We start from the raw sequence: 12,949 nt of genomic DNA on the forward strand, positions 1-12,949 counted from the left end.
GTACGGGGCCGCCGCACAGTCCTTCGATGTCTGCTACCTGCCATGGTGCACCAGCTACGCAAACTTCGGCCTTCGGCTCGCAGCTGGCTGGACCTTCGGGCGTCTTGTAGGTCACCGAGATGCAGGACGGCGATGCGCTCGCAGAGCGGGACGGTGGGACGCTCGACGAGGAGGTCGGCTCTGGGGGTGCCGGCGAGGCCTGAGTGTTCCCGTGTCCGTCCCCTGTGGTGCTGCGTGTCGCCTGGGGGAGCGCCTTCCCGTCGGGAGTCCGACCCGATCCAGTGTGCTGGTGCAGAAGCACGGCCAGGCAGGCACCAACAACAGCTGCCACCGCTCCCACGGTCAACGTCGCCTTCCAAGGGAACTGCGGCGGTCGGGAGGCCGCTTCGTCGCGGATGACGGGGATGTTCTCCAGCGTGTCCCCGTTGTGGAAGGCCAGCACTTCATCAGGGCGCGGCGGTCGCTGCGGTGTCGACGGTGTACTCACGGTCCCCCCTGATTGCTGTGCGTGATGATCACGGTAGGACACCTCAGATACAACCAAGGCGGATTGGCCGGAAGCGCAACATTGTCGTGATTCGCCTGCACCGGTGACCTGTCAGTTCGGGGGGCGTGCGCCCACGTTGCCGAACCAGATGCACGCTCGCGGACCAGGCGGTGGCCTTCGTGGTCGCCACCGCGACCGCAACCGTCCCCATGGTCCCGTCGGACGACGTGGACCTCGGTCTGCACGCGCTCATCCTGCATACGAAGGAGTACGCCGACCTGTGCCACCGGTTCGCCGGCCGTTTCCTCCACCACAACCCGAAGTCGGGCGCTGGTGGGCGTGACCCGGAGGTGGTCGCCGCTTTCGCGCAGGCGATGAAGGCGGCCTGATTCATGGTCTTCGACGACCTCTGGACCGTGGACGGCACCAACTTCGCACAGTGCGACGCGGACTGCGGCCGCCCGTACGGTCAGGCGTAGCGACACGACACCAGCGGCGCGGCCGGCCTCTAGGCGAGGTCGGCCGCGTTGCCCGGAAGGAGAACAGACGTTGTCCCGGACACCCCCTGAACTGCCGATCCCGGTGCTCGATGCGCTTATGCCCACGGCTCAGCGCCTGGTCGTCAATCGCCGGGGCTCCATGGTCTGGGAGGTCGAGAGCCATCGAGGGCAATACGCCGTGAAGGTCGGATATCCCATCGAGGCTACGGCCGACTGGTCCGCCCAACCCTGGACGTCGCTCGCCCCCGCCCGCGAAGGCACCGTGCTGCACCGGATCGGCTCCGACGACTCCGCGTACGGTGAATGGGAGCGGGGCACCTGGAACGTCCAGCCGTGGCGCGAGGGGCCTGATCTCCACGAACTCTGGAAGCCCTGTCGGGAGCCGGGCTCTCGTACGGAACCTCACATCAGCGAAGCCCTCGGCTGCGCAGAGGCGCTGGCCGAGCTCCATGCCATGGGCTGGGCTCACGGCGATGTGCAACCCGCACACTTCATCATCGGTCCGGAGCGCACGCACCTCATCGACCTGGCCTTGGCACGGGGTGGGCACGTCCCCGAGCAGTACGACTTCCCGTTCCGCGGCTGCCTGGTCCACTACGAGGCGCCGGAGATCGCGCGCAGTGTGCTCGCGACCGGGGAGGCTGAGGCGACGCAGGAAGCCGACGTCTACGCCCTCGGTGCGTCCCTGCTCATCTCCGCCACGGGCCGGCGGGCCGTCGAGTACCCGGACGACGCACCACGCCCGGAGCAGAGGCGAGCCGTCGCCAGCGGCAGACGTCGGCCCGTTCGAGCACCGGGTGAGCTGGGCCGCCTGATCGACACCATGCTCAGCCCGGATCCCGGCGACAGGCCCACGGTCCAAGAGGTCCGTGAGGCCCTGCGCCAGGCCACTCCGGGTTGATGTGATCGCTGTACTTCGCTGCTGTACGGGCAACGCGAGAGGCCCCCGGGATTTCTCCTGGGGCCTCTCGCCTGCTGTGCACTCGGCAGGATTCGAACCTGCAACCTTCTGATCCGTAGTTGTACGGAGGGTGTCCGCACAGTCCACACGGTCCAGGAGAAGGGCGTGGGGGCCAGGTCAGAGGCCTGGCTCCTCCTCTTCAGGCGCTGTCTGTGAGACGAGTGTGAGAAGTTGTGAGACTTCCCGGGCGGTCAAGGGCCTCCTGGGAGGGCCGAGATCACGGCACCGAGCTGTCCACGTCTAGAGCCCGGGCGATGCGGGCCGCCGCAGTCTCAGCCCTCATGGACTCGATCTGGCGCCGCAGACCCCGCCCCTGGCGGACGAGAAGGATGAGCCCCGCAGCGACGAGAAGCTCAAATGCCAGCAGCCTGTTCATGAAGTGCCCTTCCCCGTTGATCATCTAGTGCGGCGGCCCGGCAGACACCGTTGTCTGCCGGGCCGATCGTGCAGTTCCGTGCGTGTTACGCGCAGGACATCAGCCCCAGCCGGGGTCGCCCATCGGTGAGGCGGGCGGCTCGGTGGGAGGCGGAGTAGGCGGTGCCGACCGGCCCCAGCCCGGGTCGTCTCCTGCCACGGCGACGCGGTCGGGCTGGGCTTCGATGACGGCGGGAGCCGCCAGGATCGGCAGAGCGACGAGCATGGCCACCGCCGCTGCCCGTCTGAGTGATCGTGCAGTCCGCATATGGGTCCCCTCCACAACGCGATTCGAACGCCTGTGTGGTTTGTGGCGTCACTGAATGTAGGTTCGCATGGTGATCCTGTGAAGGGAAGGGTTTAGGGTGTGCCAGAAACAGCAGGTGCGGTATCTAGTACAACTCTGAAGGAGCCCGGAATGACTGGACTGCCCGACCTGCCGCTCTCCCCGGATGACCGTGAAACGTACCGTGCGGTCGCTACTGGCGGGGAGACCCCGGCAGGTCACGATGTCGGGCGTCTGGTGAGTCTGGGCCTGATCGCTCCCAATCCAGACCGCGACGGTCAGTACATCGCCCACGATCCGCGAGGGGCCGTCCAGCAGGCTCTGGCGCAGGTCCAGAAGACGATCACGCGCGCAGCCCAGTGCATGGCGGAGCTGCCAGCGATGGAGGGCCTGACGGCGGCGTACGACGCGCACCGCTGGTACAGCGGCCTCAGCGAGCTGCTCGAGACGCGAGACGAAATGAACGCGAGGATCGCCCAGGCGCTGCGGACGGCGTCCTCGGAGATGTGGACGGCCCAGCCCGGTGCCCCCGTCGACCGCGACCCCGAGGTGCAGCGCGCCGGAATGGAACGGGTCCTGGACCTGCGGGGCCGCGGCATCTCCGTGCGGTCCCTCTACAACGTGGCCGTGCGGGACCATGCGACGACGGCAGGCCACCTGGCGGCGGCGGTGGAGGCCGGGGCGGAGATCGCCACCCTGGAGGAGGCCTTCCCCCGTTTAGTCATCATCGACGGCCACCACCTGTTCATCGACAACTGCGTACCGGGCGGCCGGGACAAGGATGCGGGCTGGCACGTTACCGACCGGGCCACCGTGGCGTGGGCCCATACGGTCTACCAGCACATGTGGGCACGTGCCACGAGGTGGCAGGACGGGGATGTGTCCAGCGAGATGCTGACCGAGCGCCAGAAGGCGATCCTGCGGGCCCTCGAGGAGGGTGAGCCCCAGCACGGTGTGGGGCCGCGGCTCGGCTTGTCCGACCGGACGGTCACGAAGGAGATCGCGGCCGCGCGCGCTGCCGTGGGGGCGCAGACGGTGTATCAGCTGATGGCCTGGTGGGGGCGCCAGCAGGCGGAGGCGTAGTCACTCCGCGAGCGCGGCGGCCACCTCTTCGGGGGTGGCCGCTCGTGCGTGGGCGGTGGGCACGGTCCACTCGGGTCCCGACGTGAGCGGTTCGAGGACTACCGCGCTCGCACTCGTCTCGACCAGGCGGCCGACGGCACCGGATCTGGTGTCCACCATCACGGGGTGGCTCGTCCGTGCTCGCCACTCGTCGCGATCCGGTGTCATGTGCGCCTTCCTGTCGTGCTGGTCGCGCTGAACGGCAGGGTGCTTGATCAGCAGATTTACGGTCAACCCTAAAGACAAGTGATCATGGGGCCCGGTGTGGTGGGCGGGTGTACCACGAGCCGCTGCCCCCCGAGCGCGTCCGGGCCCGGCGCCTGCAGATCGCTGACCAACTCCGAGCGACTCGCCTCCACGCGAACCTCACCCAGGAGACCGTCGCTATCCGGGCCGGCATCTCACTCGACACCTACAACCGGATCGAGCAGGGGCACAGCAACCCTCAACTGGAAACCTTGATCAAGATCGCTGACGCCATCGGCGTTCCCCTGCAGGCGTTTGTGCGCGGGTAGGGTCCCGGACGTGCGCACGGCCGGGACCCGTGGGCTGGACCGGTCTACACCGGGGGCCGGCCGGGCGTCGGGGTCGGCGGCGGGTTCGGCAACGGCGGCCCGGGGTTGGGCGGCATCTTCGGGGAGCCGCTGCCGTGCTTGCCCATCTCGATCCGCCGGGCGGACAGCCCGAAGATGCCGAGCGGCGGGAAGAGGTCGACGCGGCGCGGGCAGTTCCCCTCCGCGCACTCCTCGCACAGCAGGTCCCGGCCGACCTCCGTGCTCCGGGCCGCGGTGACCGGCTTGGTCCAGCAGGCCTCGCAGGTACGGACGTCCGTCTCGGACAGAGTGATCGTCATCGGCGCCGCCCGGGGGGTGTGCCGGGGCGGGTGTGGGTACGCATGGTGGTGCCTCCGTCCTGATGGGTGGGTGGTGACCCGCCCGGCCGCAGTCCTTCCAGGGGTTGCGCGGCCGGGCGGAAGTCTGCGAGAGGGTCAGGCGACCGCGTACGGACGGGGCAGCCCGCCGCGCCGGCGCTCTCTGTCCGCGCACGCCGCGCAGAGGTGCTCCCAGACCGCGCCCGTGAAGCGGGCCGCAGCGACCGGGGGTCGACTGCAGAACTGGCAGCCGAGATCAGGGTCCGGCTCGGCAAAGTCGATGATCATCGGCGCGTCTCCCGCCAGGCGCGGCCGAGCCGTGCGGCCGTCGGGCAGGCAACTCCCGCCCGGCAGGTCGCGCAGGTGGTGGTGTGCCCTATCAACGCCTTGTACGCCGCGTCGTCCGGCGTCGTCCGCGCCGTCACGAGACGGCCTCGGACCGGCGGGTGAGCGCGGTGCGCAGGGCCTGCGGGTCGACCAGGAGACCGCTGCCGTCCGGCGGGCTGACCCAGTAGACGCCCGGGGGCTCGAGCCGGTCAGGGGCCGGGGTGCCCAGCCAGCAGGCCAAGCCCAGCATCTCGGAGTGCGGGCAGTCCCACGCCCGGCCCGCGCTGACGGGGACCAGGAAGTAAACGACCCGGCCGCTCGGGTCGTGGATGACGGGCCCGGTGATCTCGGCGGCGGCCGCCAGGCCCTCGTGCTCACGCGTCTTCACGGCGCACCAGCGGATGCCGAGCGGGAGGAGGACGAGGCCGACGGACTGTAACCAGCGGTTGGCGTGGCTGCGGTCCGGATCGGCTCGGGCGAGCCATTCCGCCGCGGCGTCGGATGCTGCTGGCATGAGTAATCCCCTCACACGGTGGGCGTGTGAGGGGATGATTGCTCACGGTAATGTGGGCTGCGCCCACACTTTGTGAGCATGAATTTCGCCCGACCCGCTTGACAGGTCGTCAGACTCCAGCCCACCGGGCGAAGGCTGCCACCGAATCGTCCGAGTGCCGGTCCAGCCGCACCAGTGCGGCGGCCGTGGTCCGCGTGGTCGGGTGGAACCGGGTATGCACCGGGGAGATACCCCGGGCGGTCGCCAGGTCCGCGAACGCCCCGCCCCGGTCCCCCTCGGCCAGGCGCGCGGCCGCGACGTCGATGTGGTGGTGGCTCGCCCGCTCCTTCGCAAGGTCGCGCGGCAGCTCCCACTCCGTACGGTCCTGCTCCGCCCCCCACTCCCGCAGCCTCGCCACCGCCTGCTCCGTGTCCCCGGCGTCGATCAACGCGGCGACCTCGTGGATCCGCACGTTCGTCGGACCGAACGACATCTCGTACGCCGTGCTGTCTGCGCCCAGGATGCCGGCGGCCGCGCGGGCCTCCGCGAGCCGCTGCGTCGCCTGATCGGGCCGACCGTCCCGGGCCTCGAGGATCGCCAGCTTGAGCAGGATCGCGCCCTGCACGGCCAGCTGGGCGGTGCTCAGCGAGGCCTCGGGGGCCAAGCGCTCCACTTCCTGCTCCAGGTCCTCGAGGAGGCGGCGCGCCGACCCGTACGCGCCCATGCGGATCATCGCCCCGGACCGGAGGTAGGCGGCGGTGACCTGCATCAGCGGATCCCCCGACCGGTCGGCCGCCCAGTGCACCCGCTCCACCGCCGTCAGCGACAGGTCGTGATACCCCAGCTTGTGAGCGAGGCTGTTCGTGGCCCGATAGGCACGGGCCAGCCACCAGAACGCCCGCTGCTGCTCCTCGCCGCGCGCGGTGTGGGCGACGTGGGTCAGCTCGGCCAGGAGGCCGGGGAGGAGCGGGCCCATGCTGACGTACTGGCCGTCCTGCCGCATCTGCGTGACGTGGTCCATCTCGGCGGCCAGGACGGCGAGCGGGCGCGGTGCTACCGGCAGGTCGTCGGGGTTGTCGTACGTGAGGAGTATGCGGCGCAGCTCGGGAATGACGGCCTGGACCTGGTCCTCGCGTTCCGAGCCGTTGATGAAGGGCTGGCCGGTGAGACGGTCCGGCCCGACGCTGAGCGCCTTGGCGATGCGGGCGATGAGCCCGGAGGACGGGTTCCGGGTCCCGGCCTCGATCTTCTGCAGCAGGCTCGGTGAGATGGTGACGCGTTCGGCCAGCCTGCGGACGGTGAGCTGCCGTATCTTGCGCACTTCGCGGATGCGCTGGCCGACGTGGTGTGTGGTCATGCCCTGCCCCCTGTACGTCTGTCCGGGCTGCCAGAGTACGAGAGCAGGCGGGCGTGGCGGCGTCCCGTACGTAAACTCTCCGCCCCAGAGACGTACGATTCCGGCCATGGCTGACATCGACATCCCCGAGCACATCCTCGCCCTGGAGTCCGCTGCGTGGGCGGAGCAGCAGGCGGGCGCCCTGACGGTGGCGACGGCGGACGCGGTGCAGGCCGCGTACCGGGAGCACGCCGCAGCCACCGAGGGGCTGTCCCGGCTGGAGCTGGAGATGGCCACCAAGCGGGCCGTACGGCACCCGGCCGACACTGCCGGGGCATGACGAAGAGCCCCCACCGCCGTGGCGGTGGGGGCTTGGTCAGGGGTACTGGCGGCGGGTGGGGTCCAGGCCTGCGGCGAGCGGCCCGGGCGTACCGGTGGGGTCCGGGGACGGCGCCCCCGTACGTCGGCACACCAGAGCATCCGGATCGCCCGGCGGCGGCTGGAGGGTGTACCCGGTGGGACAGGTCTGGCCGTCACGGCCAGGAGCACCGTCCTTCCCCGCGGCCCCGTCCTTCCCCGCCGGACCCTGCGGACCGGCAGGACCAGCCGGTCCGGCCGGTCCAGCCGGGCCGACGGGGCCGGGCACGACGGAGTCCGCCCCGTCCCGCCCCGGCGTACCGGCCACCCCGGACGGACCCGACGGGCCCGGGACCGGCGTTGCCGGCGCCCCGTCCCGCCCGGGCTCCCCGGCCGGACCCCGCTCACCCCGCACCCCCTCCGGCCCCGGCGGCCCCGGGATCGGCACCGGTACCTCCGCCCTTGCGGGCAGGTCGTCGATCTGCTGGGCCGGGTCCGGCGCAGCCGGTGTTCCCCCGCCCGCGGTGATCTGTGCCCGCAGCGCGCGGACGTCCCCGGCCAGCGTGCTGACCGCGTCCCCCCGCCGGTCCGCCTCGGTCGCCAGCACCCCCGCCCGCTCCTCCGCCCGGTGGATCTGGAGGAAGGCGAGCGCCAACCCTCCGCCGAGGGCCAGGAGCGCGGCCACCACCCACAGCCAGGCCCGCCGCTGGTAGAGGATCTGCTGCGTACGCGTCACGGCTCCCCTCCCCGCGAGGCCAGGAGGAGCCGCAGCCGAGCGGACTCCGCCCGCTCGGCGGCCAGCTCCGCCCGTACCGTAGCCAGCTCCGTACGCAGCTCGGCGCGCTCCTCCTGCAACTGGTCCGTCAAGGTGCTGAATCCGCTCACCACTCCGCCCTCCCGGGCCGCTCGCGTGGCGCCCCTGGATCCGTAGATGGCGGCTGCGGCTGCCACCGGCGAGGCCAGCAGTGCACCCAGCGCGGTGAGCATCGCAGCGTCCACTACGGACCTCCAGCGCACGAGACGGTCAGATCAGGCACCCATCGGCGGGGTCGCCGGGTCCTTGGTAGCCGGCAGCGTGGACGCCGTACCGGCGCGGCCCACCAGCCGCCCCGCCACCCAGCTCTTCGCAGAGGCGAGGACCAGGGCGATCGGCGCCGCCCACCACACGGGTATGTCCGCGACCCCCACGGCAGCCACGCCCAGGGCGGCCTGCGCCCCGGTCCACGCGGAGCGCTCCGCGATGTCGAGTACGAGTCTCTGCATGATCGATTCTCCTTAGGTGTTGGGGACTTGGAGTCGGTCCCAGCTGGTCTTGCCGGGGATGCCGTCGGCGTCGGTGCCGGTGTAGCCGAGCTTGCGCTGCCAGGCCGCGTACGACTTCCGGTCGGTCTCCGACCACCGTGGGCCCGGGCCGACGGTGTACCGGCTGCATCCCTCGGCCACCAGGCGCTTCCCCATCGCGGTGATGACCGGGCTGTTGCGACCCACCCGGAAGAACGAGGCACCCGGGTACGGCTCGTACTTCGGCTGCTTCGGCTTCGGCTTCGGTGCGGGCTTGGCGGCCGCGGGCGGGACCGGTGCGGTGCCGAGCCGCGTCCCGATCCGGCTCCGCATGGACGGCATGGTGAAGCCGCGCGGGTCGATCTTCCCGGGCTGCCATTCCAGGTGCCCGATCACGGAGCGCTCGTTCCACCCGTGGGCCCGGCAGACGGCGGCCGACGCGCGCTCGATCGCCTCGAGCTGGACGGCGGGCCACGGGTCCTTCCCGTCCCCGAGGTTGACCGCCTCGAAGCCGTAGAAGTACCGGTTGCCGTCAGTGTTCGCCTCGTTGTCCGGCGGCAGGACCTCGCGCTCCGCGATGACCGCCTGGAGCACGTCGTCGTCCCCGGCCCCGGCGTGGTTCGCGCGCCCATTCCCCACGAGATGGACGGTGCCGTCCTTGGCGATGACCCCGTGGCACAGCGGCCCCGGCAGAGCCGAGTGGCCGTTGAAGCAGAGGTTCACCGAGGCGGCGGTGCCCGAGGTGACGGTGTGGTGGATCATCACGCCATGCACCGGGCCCCACGGCCCCTTGTGATTGCGGTTGTTGGTGCGCCACCCCGGGTGCTCGACGACGGTGACGCCTTCGTCGCGGAGCGCCTTGAGTAGTTGGTCGGCGGTGAGTGGTGTGGCCATGGGTGCCCTCCGGGCATGGAAAGGCCCCGGGCCGGGCGGCTCCGGGGCGGGGCGGGAAGTGGGGTGGGTCAGACCAGGGCGAGGGCCATGATCGGAATGTCGTGGTCGGTGAGGACCCCGGCGGCGGCCTGGTTCAGGCTGGTGGGGGTGTTGCTCTGCGAGGCGAGGTACCAGGCGCGGGCGAACGGCGTGCCGAAGAAGAAGTTCGCCGGCGAGACGGGGGCCTCGTTCTGGATGTGGAAGAAGCTGTAGTCCGCCGTGCCGCCGGTGGTGAGGACCCAGGTCACCCAGTACCGGCCGGGCGTCAGGGTGACGGTGGACGGCATGGAGATGGCGGTGGCCCCGATGTGGCTGTTGATCATCTGGGGCGGGCTGCCGGTGGTCTGGCCTGCCGCGGCCAGCGCCACCGGCGACGCGGTCGAGGTGACCTTGGTGCCGTTCTCGCGGTAGATACCGGCGGCGTACCGGTTGCTCGAGACGCCTCCGTACCCGCGGGCGAACATGATCACGCGGTTGACCTGGGTGTCCTCGGTGATGTTGATCCCGCACACGTACAACCGCTGCGGGGTCAGGTACTTCGCCACGGGGTTGGCGACGGTATACGGGTCGCACGTCCAGGCCTGGAACCCCAGCGCCTGCGGCGTCCACAGGTTCCGGGGGGTGGTGGCAGGCAGCTGGGCGGCGGGCATGCGGGCGGTCGCGTCGAGGGAGGGGACTCCGTTCGCTGCTCCGCGGGCGGTGGTGGCGAGGGCGCCGACGGCGGCCGCGGTGTGCGTGTGCCCGGAGGTCGCCGCCCCGACGTCGCCCGCGGCCAGGACCACGGCGCCGGTCTGCCCGTTGACGGACTGGACCGGGGCCGGTGCGGCGGCGGGCAGCTGCTCGGCGGGGACTTTGCCGGTGGCGTCGAGTCCCGCGACGCCGGACGGGGAGCCGACGGCGGTGGTGGCGATGGCCCCGACGTCGCTCGCGGACAGGAGTACGGCGCCGGTCTGCCCGTTGACGGAGGCCACCTCACCGGCTCCGGCCGGGCCCTCGGGGCCCCTGATGTTGGTCTGGAGGACCCAGCCGCTGCCGGTGTAGGAGTACAGGTCGCCGCTGCCGGTATCGACGAACAGGTCCCCCTCCAGGGGATCTGCGACGGTGCTTTCCGGGTCGCCGTCTCCGAAGTACCAGTGGCTGCCGTCCTGGCCGGGCTCGCCCTTGCCGCTGGTGTGCGCGTAGAGCCAGGCGCGGCGCGCGCCGCCGGCGTCCGCCCACATCCCGAAGACCTCGTCGGGGCCCTCGAAGCGGGGGACCTGCCCGTAGGAGTCGCTGATCACGTAGGCGACCGGGTTGCCGGTGGCGTCCAGGAGGTCGGTGTACTGGGTGCCGTCGACCGGCGCGTCCCAGAAGCGGACCTCGGTGTCGGCAGCCACCATCCACAGGCCGTCCGACGGGCGCACCACGAAATCGGAGACACCCTGACCGAACTGAAAACGCGCCATGTCATACCGCCCAGGAAGTAGTGGTGGAGACGACGAACTCGTCGGCGGACATCGCCGGGTGCTGTGTCAGCCAGACCTGTCCGGCGCGGGCGTGGCCGCGGCTGTAGACGGTGAGCCGTCCCAGCCGGGCCCCGGTGATGTAGACGAGGACGTACTGCCAGTGCACCGGAGGCACAGCAGCGGCCGGAAGGGTCAGGGGCACCCTGCTCTCGGTGCCGGCGGCCAGAGCGCTGGTGCGCCGCCAGGAGCCCATCCGCAGGTAGGCGGTCCCACCCCTGAGCTGGAGGACCGTGCCCCCGTCCACGGCCCAGCCCGATGAGGCCGATGCGGTCAGAACAATCTCCCCGCTGTCCTCCCACAGGGCACGCCACCCGGTGCCGTCCCACATCATGCGCCGCCGGGTGTCGGTCTCGAAGCACTCCTCACCCAGCCTCGGGTGGGGGTTGCGGGTGGTGGAGGTGCAGGGGCGGCATCGGGTACCGGCGTACAGCTCGGCGCGGGTGACGGTGACCGAGGACGCGCCGCCCAGGGTCTGGGCCTGGGCGAGGGGGATCTCGTAGACGCCGGTGGCTCCGATGTCCTGCGTGAGGATGGGCGCGCCGGAGCCGGGGGTGCCGGTGACGAGGGCGGCCCGCACGGTCCAGTCGGAGCGGTCCAGGCGCAGCACCACCCAGTCGGTCCGCAGCTGGCCGGAGAGGTTCTCCGGGACGGGCAGGCTGAAGGATGTGCTGCCGGAGTACCAGCCGTGCCCGCGTACGCTGGCGGCCACGTCGGCCCGCACACTGACGGCCAGGCCGGTACCCGGGGAGACTACGGGGGCGTCGGTCGGGTCCCCGTACACCCCGTCGTCGGAGAACCTCGAGGCGATCCGCTCGTACTCCAGGTCGTTGACCTGCCTGCCGTTGTGGGCCGGGCTCGGATACGACGTATCAGCCACAGCTACCCCCTTGCTTCGAGTTGTCCTAGGCGGCGCGCGAGGTGGCGCACCGTGGCGACCAGCGATGCGCTGGTGGTGGAGTCTCCGCTGCCGATCACGGAGGTGACCTTTTCGGCGCCGTCGGCGCTGTCGGCTTCCAGGCGGATCGCCCGGACGGTGTCGGTGACGGTCAGGCCAGTGGGCAGGACAACGGCGACGCGGTCCCCGAGCCGGTAGTCCCGGCCGGCCTGGAGGTCCTCGGTGTCGACCGTCTCCGTCGACAGGGAGGCCTGGGGGTTGTCGTTGCCGAGGGCGAGGAGCCCCTCCTGCGTCAGCTCCCCGGCCGCGTCGGTCTTCCCGGCGGCCTGGATCAGCTTCTCGACCCGGTACCAGGTGGTGTGGGCACCGGAGGCCACCTCGGTGTACGCCCGGGTGTTGGCGGGTTCTCCGGCCCCGACCTGCTGGGCCGGGTCCTCCCCGCCCATCACGAGTTCGGAGGTGGCCAGCGGGGCGCCCATGGTGAACCGCACGGTCCGCAGGTTGCCGAGGCCTGCGGAGAACCGTGCGGTGCCGGTCAGGTCCCGGGGTGCGGACACTCCGAACAGGATCTGGCCCCCGACTTGCTGGGTGTGGAAGTTGATGCCGTCGGGGACGGCGACGGTCCGGCAGGCATCCAGGAGGGGTTCCATGCGGGTGGTCAGGGTGCGGGTTGTTCCCGCAGGAGGCGCCGTGTCCAGGACGAGCTGGGGGATGCGCCGGGCCGCCAGGGCGCCGGGCCCGCAGTTCTCGTTCACGAGCGTGCGGATGATGGCGCTGGAGACCCCGGTGAGGGTGCGGACCATGTCGGTGGTGGTGGTCTGCGTGGCCCAGCTCTTCGCAGGCTCCGGGTAGGTGAGCCGACCGGCGACCACCGCCAGGTCGTCGGAGAAGTTCGCGGTCACGGTGCCCGGTTCGGCGTCCGACTCGAGGTCCCACCCGTACTCCTGGGGGACCTCGAGGGGGCCGGCCATCCAGATCTGCCGGTCCCGTACGACCACGAGCCGGTTGCCGGGCTGCAGCTGGGACATGACCTCGGGGTGCGCGGTGAGGGTGACCGTGCCGCTGCCCGGTTCCCGCAGCCGCTGCTCGCAGGTGAGCGACCGCCACCCGACGAGCGGATCCCCCTGCAGGACCAGGTCGCGGTCGGTGATCCACAGCTCGATCGCCACTACGGCCCCTCT

At 71.2% G+C, this 12,949-nt stretch carries 17 protein-coding genes and 1 pseudogene; 5 read left to right on the forward strand and 13 right to left on the reverse strand.

The window, feature by feature from the left end; translation table 11 throughout:
* Nucleotides 1-642 precede the first annotated feature (642 nt).
* Together DJ476_RS16290 and DJ476_RS16295 are read left to right on the forward strand one after the other, a co-directional pair.
* A pseudogene (locus tag DJ476_RS16290) lies at nucleotides 643-966 on the forward strand (hypothetical protein); the annotation flags it as partial.
* A gap of 70 nt (nucleotides 967-1,036) precedes the next feature.
* Nucleotides 1,037-1,888 (forward strand): protein kinase domain-containing protein, encoded by an 852-nt coding sequence (locus DJ476_RS16295; protein ID WP_112490868.1) that lies wholly within the window; start codon nucleotides 1,037-1,039, stop codon nucleotides 1,886-1,888.
* 535 nt (nucleotides 1,889-2,423) lie between these two features.
* Here DJ476_RS16295 and DJ476_RS34515 read toward each other — a convergent pair.
* Nucleotides 2,424-2,588 carry a hypothetical protein gene (locus tag DJ476_RS34515; RefSeq protein ID WP_162638716.1) on the reverse strand — a complete coding sequence of 55 codons (165 nt, stop codon included), beginning with the start codon at nucleotides 2,586-2,588 and terminating at the stop codon, nucleotides 2,424-2,426.
* 192 nt (nucleotides 2,589-2,780) lie between these two features.
* On the opposite strand from DJ476_RS34515, the gene DJ476_RS16305 reads away from it, so the two are divergent.
* A complete protein-coding gene (locus tag DJ476_RS16305) occupies nucleotides 2,781-3,731 on the forward strand; it encodes a hypothetical protein (RefSeq protein ID WP_318294711.1) in 951 nt (316 codons plus the stop codon).
* On the opposite strand, the gene DJ476_RS34520 is transcribed toward DJ476_RS16305, so the two are convergent.
* Nucleotides 3,732-3,938 carry a hypothetical protein gene (locus DJ476_RS34520; RefSeq protein WP_162638718.1) on the reverse strand — a complete coding sequence of 69 codons (207 nt, stop codon included), beginning with the start codon at nucleotides 3,936-3,938 and terminating at the stop codon, nucleotides 3,732-3,734. It abuts the gene before it with no gap.
* A 107-nt stretch (nucleotides 3,939-4,045) separates the two neighbouring features.
* Between DJ476_RS34520 and DJ476_RS16310 the strand changes: the two genes are divergently transcribed.
* Nucleotides 4,046-4,285 carry a helix-turn-helix domain-containing protein gene (locus DJ476_RS16310; protein WP_112490870.1) on the forward strand — a complete coding sequence of 80 codons (240 nt, stop codon included), beginning with the start codon at nucleotides 4,046-4,048 and terminating at the stop codon, nucleotides 4,283-4,285.
* A 44-nt stretch (nucleotides 4,286-4,329) separates the two neighbouring features.
* On the opposite strand, the gene DJ476_RS16315 is transcribed toward DJ476_RS16310, so the two are convergent.
* From DJ476_RS16315 to DJ476_RS16325, 4 genes are all read right to left on the reverse strand, one after another.
* Nucleotides 4,330-4,623: a hypothetical protein gene (locus DJ476_RS16315; protein WP_112490871.1), complete on the reverse strand. Its 294-nt coding sequence runs from the start codon at nucleotides 4,621-4,623 to the stop codon at nucleotides 4,330-4,332.
* A 135-nt stretch (nucleotides 4,624-4,758) separates the two neighbouring features.
* A complete protein-coding gene (locus tag DJ476_RS34525; protein WP_162638720.1) occupies nucleotides 4,759-4,929 on the reverse strand; it encodes a hypothetical protein in 171 nt (56 codons plus the stop codon).
* A gap of 133 nt (nucleotides 4,930-5,062) precedes the next feature.
* A complete protein-coding gene (locus DJ476_RS16320) occupies nucleotides 5,063-5,482 on the reverse strand; it encodes a hypothetical protein (protein WP_112490872.1) in 420 nt (139 codons plus the stop codon).
* Between the two features lie 109 nt (nucleotides 5,483-5,591).
* Entirely contained in the window at nucleotides 5,592-6,818 is a 1,227-nt protein-coding gene (locus tag DJ476_RS16325; protein ID WP_112490873.1) for a helix-turn-helix domain-containing protein, read from the reverse strand.
* Nucleotides 6,819-6,924: 106 nt separating this feature from the next.
* Between DJ476_RS16325 and DJ476_RS16330 the strand changes: the two genes are divergently transcribed.
* Nucleotides 6,925-7,137 (forward strand): hypothetical protein, encoded by a 213-nt coding sequence (locus tag DJ476_RS16330; RefSeq protein WP_112490874.1) that lies wholly within the window; start codon nucleotides 6,925-6,927, stop codon nucleotides 7,135-7,137.
* 36 nt (nucleotides 7,138-7,173) lie between these two features.
* On the opposite strand, the gene DJ476_RS16335 is transcribed toward DJ476_RS16330, so the two are convergent.
* From DJ476_RS16335 to DJ476_RS16365, 7 genes are all read right to left on the reverse strand, one after another.
* Nucleotides 7,174-7,890 carry a collagen-like domain-containing protein gene (locus DJ476_RS16335; protein ID WP_112490875.1) on the reverse strand — a complete coding sequence of 239 codons (717 nt, stop codon included), beginning with the start codon at nucleotides 7,888-7,890 and terminating at the stop codon, nucleotides 7,174-7,176.
* Nucleotides 7,887-8,153, reverse strand: coding sequence for a hypothetical protein (locus DJ476_RS16340; protein WP_112490876.1), 267 nt, complete (start codon nucleotides 8,151-8,153; stop codon nucleotides 7,887-7,889). Before DJ476_RS16340 ends, DJ476_RS16335 begins: the two co-directional genes overlap by 4 nt.
* A gap of 30 nt (nucleotides 8,154-8,183) precedes the next feature.
* Complete coding sequence (locus tag DJ476_RS16345; protein ID WP_208853507.1) at nucleotides 8,184-8,417, reverse strand: hypothetical protein; 234 nt, start codon at nucleotides 8,415-8,417, stop codon at nucleotides 8,184-8,186.
* A 12-nt stretch (nucleotides 8,418-8,429) separates the two neighbouring features.
* On the reverse strand, nucleotides 8,430-9,329 hold the full coding sequence (locus DJ476_RS16350) for a peptidoglycan-binding protein (protein WP_112490878.1): 900 nt from the start codon (nucleotides 9,327-9,329) through the stop codon (nucleotides 8,430-8,432).
* A 68-nt stretch (nucleotides 9,330-9,397) separates the two neighbouring features.
* Nucleotides 9,398-10,813: a hypothetical protein gene (locus DJ476_RS16355; RefSeq protein ID WP_112490879.1), complete on the reverse strand. Its 1,416-nt coding sequence runs from the start codon at nucleotides 10,811-10,813 to the stop codon at nucleotides 9,398-9,400.
* 1 nt (nucleotide 10,814) lies between these two features.
* Nucleotides 10,815-11,750: a hypothetical protein gene (locus DJ476_RS16360; protein ID WP_112490880.1), complete on the reverse strand. Its 936-nt coding sequence runs from the start codon at nucleotides 11,748-11,750 to the stop codon at nucleotides 10,815-10,817.
* Between the two features lie 2 nt (nucleotides 11,751-11,752).
* Nucleotides 11,753-12,937 (reverse strand): siphovirus ReqiPepy6 Gp37-like family protein, encoded by a 1,185-nt coding sequence (locus DJ476_RS16365; protein ID WP_112490881.1) that lies wholly within the window; start codon nucleotides 12,935-12,937, stop codon nucleotides 11,753-11,755.
* Between the last annotated feature and the right edge of the window lie 12 nt (nucleotides 12,938-12,949).

This window comes from Streptomyces bacillaris, assembly GCF_003268675.1.
Classification (GTDB): Bacteria; Actinomycetota; Actinomycetes; order Streptomycetales; family Streptomycetaceae; genus Streptomyces; species Streptomyces bacillaris.

Bases quoted from the DNA above. Each gene is read 5' to 3' on its own strand.
- DJ476_RS16305 (WP_318294711.1), top strand. From the start codon at position 2,781: ATGACTGGACTGCCCGACCTGCCGCTCTCCCCGGATGACCGTGAAACG.
- DJ476_RS16330 (WP_112490874.1), top strand. From the start codon at position 6,925: ATGGCTGACATCGACATCCCCGAGCACATCCTCGCCCTGGAGTCCGCT.
- DJ476_RS16355 (WP_112490879.1), bottom strand. From the start codon at position 10,813: ATGGCGCGTTTTCAGTTCGGTCAGGGTGTCTCCGATTTCGTGGTGCGC.
- DJ476_RS34525 (WP_162638720.1), bottom strand. From the start codon at position 4,929: ATGATCATCGACTTTGCCGAGCCGGACCCTGATCTCGGCTGCCAGTTC.
- DJ476_RS16350 (WP_112490878.1), bottom strand. From the start codon at position 9,329: ATGGCCACACCACTCACCGCCGACCAACTACTCAAGGCGCTCCGCGAC.
- DJ476_RS16315 (WP_112490871.1), bottom strand. From the start codon at position 4,623: ATGACGATCACTCTGTCCGAGACGGACGTCCGTACCTGCGAGGCCTGC.
- DJ476_RS16345 (WP_208853507.1), bottom strand. From the start codon at position 8,417: ATGCAGAGACTCGTACTCGACATCGCGGAGCGCTCCGCGTGGACCGGG.
- DJ476_RS16325 (WP_112490873.1), bottom strand. From the start codon at position 6,818: ATGACCACACACCACGTCGGCCAGCGCATCCGCGAAGTGCGCAAGATA.
- DJ476_RS34515 (WP_162638716.1), bottom strand. From the start codon at position 2,588: ATGCTCGTCGCTCTGCCGATCCTGGCGGCTCCCGCCGTCATCGAAGCC.
- DJ476_RS16320 (WP_112490872.1), bottom strand. From the start codon at position 5,482: ATGCCAGCAGCATCCGACGCCGCGGCGGAATGGCTCGCCCGAGCCGAT.
- DJ476_RS34520 (WP_162638718.1), bottom strand. From the start codon at position 3,938: ATGACACCGGATCGCGACGAGTGGCGAGCACGGACGAGCCACCCCGTG.